The 4,642-nt window shown below is 69.5% G+C and carries 3 protein-coding genes; all 3 read right to left on the bottom strand.

The genetic code is table 11. From position 1 onward, the window contains the following. Window positions 1–1,037 (bottom strand): alpha-amylase family glycosyl hydrolase (locus tag AB8Z36_RS30150; RefSeq protein ID WP_369216558.1); only part of this gene is annotated, 1,037 nt, incomplete at its 3' end. Further along, window positions 1,034–3,055: an alpha-1,4-glucan--maltose-1-phosphate maltosyltransferase gene (locus tag AB8Z36_RS30145; protein ID WP_369216557.1), complete on the bottom strand. Its 2,022-nt coding sequence runs from the start codon at window positions 3,053–3,055 to the stop codon at window positions 1,034–1,036. The genes AB8Z36_RS30145 and AB8Z36_RS30150, both read right to left, overlap by 4 nt. 415 nt (window positions 3,056–3,470) lie before the next feature. Further along, window positions 3,471–4,642, bottom strand: a 1,172-nt coding sequence (locus tag AB8Z36_RS30140) for an outer membrane protein assembly factor BamB family protein (RefSeq protein ID WP_369216556.1), incomplete at its 5' end; no start/stop codon positions are given.

Below are 4,642 nucleotides of genomic sequence, written 5' to 3'. Positions count from 1 at the left end.
TACATGTAGTCGCGCTCCYCGTCGGTGACCATTTCCAGGGTCAGCTCGTCGTGGTTGCGCAGGAAGATGCCCCACTGGCAGCCCGCCGGGATAGCCGGGGTCTTGGCCAGGATCTCCGAGACGGGATAGCGCGATTCGCGGCGCACGGCCATGAAGATGCGCGGCATGACGGGGAAGTGGAACGCCATGTGGCATTCGTCGCCGCCGTTCTCGAACTCCCCGAAATAGTCCACCACGTCCTCGGGCCACTGATTGGCCTCCGCCAGGAGAACAGTGTCGGGGTAATGCGCGTCGATGACGGAACGGACGCGTTTCAGCATGGCGTGGGAGCGCGGCAGGTTCTCGCAGTTGGTGCCCTCCTCCGCGTAGAGGTAGGGCACGGCGTCCAGGCGGAAGCCGTCGATGCCGAGGTCGAGCCAGAACCGCAGGGCGGAGATGATCTCTTCCTGGACGGCCGGGTTCTCGTAGTTCAGGTCCSGCTGGTGGGAGAAGAAGCGGTGCCAGAAGTACTGCTTGCGGACCGGGTCGAAGGTCCAGTTGGAGGCCTCGGTGTCGACGAAGATGATGCGGGCGTCGCTGTACTGCTTGTCGTCGTCGGCCCAGACGTAGTAGTCGCCGTACGGCCCCTCGGGGTCGGTGCGGGAGGCCTGGAACCACGGGTGCTGGTCGCTGGTGTGGTTCATGACGAAGTCGATGATGACGCGCATCCCGCGCTGGTGCGCGCTGTCCACGAACTCCACGAAGTCGGCCAGGTCACCGAATTCCGGCAGCACCGCCGTGTAGTCCGAGACGTCGTAACCGCCGTCGCGTAACGGGGACTTGAAGAACGGCGGCAGCCACAGGCAGTCCACGCCGAGCCACTGGAGGTAGTCCAGCTTGGCGGTGATGCCCTTCAGGTCCCCGACGCCGTCGCCGTTGCTGTCCTGGAAGGAGCGGACGAGGACTTCGTAGAACACCGCCCGCTTGAACCAGTCGGGGTCGCGGTCCTTGCTCGGGGTGTCCTCGAACGTGTCCTGGACGGGCTCATTGAAGATCATGATGTGGGTGACCCTCCGATCAACGGTGAGGACGGTCGCAGGACGCGGAAGATGTGCGCGGGCGCGCGGCCCGGCTCCAGGCGCACATAGTTGGCCCTGCCCCAGTGGTAGGTCTCGCCGGTGAGCTCGTCGCGCACCGGCACTGTCTCGTGCCAGTCGAGGCCGAGTTCCGGCATGTCCAACGAGACCGTCGCCTCCTGGGTGTGGTGGGGGTCGAGGTTGGCGACCACCAGAACCGTGTTCGAACCGTGGGTGTCGGCGGCGGTTTTCGAGTAGGCGATCACTCCTTCCTTGTCCGTCGGGTGGAAGTGCAGGCCGCGCAGTCGCCGCAGTGCCGGGTTGGCGCGGCGGATGCGGTTCAGCGCGGTGATCAGGGGCGCGATGGTCTCGCCCCGGCGGGCCGCGCCCGCCCAGTCCCGTGGGCGCAGCTCGTACTTCTCGGAGTTCTCATACTCCTCGCTGCCCGCCCGTACGGCCGTGTTCTCGCACAGCTCGAATCCGCTGTAGACGCCCCACGTCGGCGAGAGCGTGGCGGCGAGCACGGCCCGCGTCTCGAAGGCGGGACGGCCGCCGTCCTGGAGGTAGGCGTGCAGGATGTCGGGGGTGTTCACGAAGAAGTTCGGCCGCAGGAAGTGCGCGGTCTCCTGCGACAGTTCGGTGAGGTACTCCGTGAGTTCTTCCTTGGAATTGCGCCAGGTGAAGTAGGTGTACGACTGCTGGAAGCCGACGGCCGCGAGGGTCTGCATCATCGCGGGACGGGTGAAGGCCTCGGCGAGAAAGATGACATCGGGATCGGTGCCGTTGACGCGGGCGATCACCTCCTCCCAGAACACCACCGGTTTCGTGTGCGGATTGTCGACGCGGAAGATCCGCACCCCGTGCCCCATCCAGAACCGCAGCAGCCGCTCGGTCTCCGCGATCAGTCCCGGCATGTCCTGCGTGAAGTCGATCGGGTAGATGTCCTGGTACTTCTTCGGCGGGTTCTCGGCGTAGGCGATGCTCCCGTCCGCCCGGTGGTGGAACCACTCCGGGTGCTTCTCCACCCACGGGTGGTCCGGCGAGCACTGGAGGGCGAAGTCCAGGGCGACTTCGAGGTCCAGCTCGCCCGCCCGGCGCACGAAGTCGGCGAAGTCCTCGATCGTGCCCAGGTCGGGGTGGACCGCGTCGTGGCCGCCCTCGGGGGAGCCGATCGCCCAGGGCACGCCGACGTCGTGCGGTCCGGGGGAGAGGGAGTTGTTCGGGCCCTTGCGGTAGGTGCTGCCGATCGGGTGGATGGGCGGCAGGTACACCACGTCGAAGCCCATCTCCGCGATGGCGGGGAGCCGTTCGGCGGCGGTGCGGAAGGTGCCGGAGACCGGGGGCGCGCCCTCGCGGAGGACCGCCCCTTCCGAGCGCGGGAAGAACTCGTACCAGGAGCCGTACAGGGCCCGGACGCGCTCCACGAGAAGCGGGAACTCCGGCGATCTGGTGGTGAGTTCGCGCAGTGGGTACCGGGCGAGCACCGCGTCCACCTCGGGGGTGAGGGCGGCGGCGAGGCGGGCCGCGGCCGGTCGGCCGGTGTCGCGCAGCGCGTCGGCGGCGGCCAGGATCAGCGGGCGCTCGGCGGCGGGGACGCCCTCGGCGGCGCGTTCGTGGAGCCGGGCGCCCTCCTCCAGGACCAGGGCGGTGTCGATGCCCGCCGGTATCTTGATCCGCGCGTGGTGCCGCCAGGTCGTGACCGGATCGCCCCACGCCTCCACCGCGTACGTCCAGCGGCCCTCGCTCACCGGCGTGACGTCCGCGCCCCACCGGTCGGTGCCGGGGGCCAGTTCACGCATCGGTGTCCAGGGGCCGGGGCGCCCCTCGGGATCGCGCAGGACGACATTGGCCGCGACCGCTTCGTGGCCTTCACGGAAGACCGTCGCGCTCACCTGGAACGTTTCTCCCGGTACGGCTTTCGCCGGTTTTCGGCCGCAGTGGACGGCGGGCCCGACGTCCAATACGGGAATGGTGGGCTGCGGGGTTGCGCCTAAAGGCATGTCTGACCGCTCCTGTCCGCGTGCACGGATACGGGGGTGGGGAGAGGTACCGCGGTGCTTCCGGCCGGTGTGAGCCGGAAGTGTGCCGGAGTGCGTACCGGAGGAGCCTTCCCATGCCCTTCGGGTGAACAATCCGGCGCTTTGTTAACTACTAGTGCGTAACGGCCCAGGCAAGACCAGCCTCATGGCGAAAGGCGCGGGTGGTCCGAAAATGCACTGTTTGGCAGGGCGGAATCCATACCTTTTGGTACGAGCCATTTGCATATGCGGTGGGTAAGTAGTGCGGCCAGAGCCTCGCCGACTGATCGCGGACGCCCGTGGAGGCTGCCCGATAGCCGGACTCGGCCGGGCTGATCCACTCAGTCCGGCCGCCGGACGGCCGCCGCAGGTATGGCCGAATCCCGACCCCCGCCTGTCAGGGCGCGTACCCCGACAGAATCCTGCCGTCCTGGGTGGCCGAGAACAGCGCCCCGCCCACATACAGCGGATCGCCGAGCGGTGACGCGGTGCCGTACTCGTCCTCGCCGTCGGGGCTCGGGATGTTCTTCCTGCGGTAGGAGTTGATGTCGTCGGCCGTGCTCCTGCCCCACATCTCGTACGCCCCGACGGCGAGCACCCGCTTGCCCGCGAGCCCCACGGCCGCCGTCTCCTGCGGGGCGCCGTAGCGCCACAGCCGCTTGCCGGTGCGCCAGTCGTAGGCGGCCAGGTGGTGGGTCACGGCGGCGTCGGCGTCCGGATCGCGGGTGGTGACGATCAATACGCCCGCGTCGCCGATCACGGGCGGCAGCGCCGGTTCGTCGCCGGGCGCCAGGGTGCGGCGCGGCCTCAGGGTGACGGGGTCGAGCTCCCGCACGCCGGAGGTGTCGTAGTCCCAGCACAGGAGCGCCGAGCGGTAGCTCTGGAGGCCGTGACAGGGCTGGTCGGGGGCCCTCCTCGTGAGGTGGCCGTCCTTGACGGACAGGGCCACCACTCCCTCGCCCTCCAGGGACGCGTACAGCCGGCCGCCCCTGACGAGCGTCGCGTCCCGCACCTTGCCCGGCAGCTTCGGCGACCTCCACAGCTCACGGCCGTCCACGGCGCGGCGGGCCCGCACGCGGGCGTCGCTCGGCCCCGATATCTCGTCGGAGGCGAAGAACTCCGCGGTGTAGACCACACCGTGGTCATACGTCAGGCCCATCATGGCGGTGTCCGCGGGCAGCGGCTTGCGCCAGCGTTCGGCGCCCGAGTCCAGGTCGACCGCGATCGTGCCGCGCTCGCTGGGCACGAAGACGAGGGTGCCGTCGGTCTCGGGCGGCAGCGCCTGGATGCCCTGGAGGGCGTCGGGACCGACGCGGAAGCCCGGTGACGTCCAGCGCCGCTCGCCGGTCGCCGCGTCCAGGGCCGTCGCCGACGCCCTGCCGTCGCGGCAGACCAGGAGGGACTTGGCGAGGACACAGCCATGGCCCCGGTCGTCCATACCCGAGGGGCGGCGCACGGTCCACGGCTTCCAGCCCGCCGGGCGGTCGGCCGCGCGGGTCCCGGCGCCGAACTCGCCCGTGCGGCCCGCGTTGCCGTACTGCGTGACGATCCCGGTCGCGCCCTTCGCCC

The organism is Streptomyces flavofungini, assembly GCF_041028215.1.
Classification (GTDB): domain Bacteria; phylum Actinomycetota; class Actinomycetes; order Streptomycetales; family Streptomycetaceae; genus Streptomyces; species Streptomyces flavofungini_B.
The sequence above is the reverse complement of the archived record's forward strand: the minus strand, read 5'-3'. Positions and strand labels throughout refer to the sequence as shown.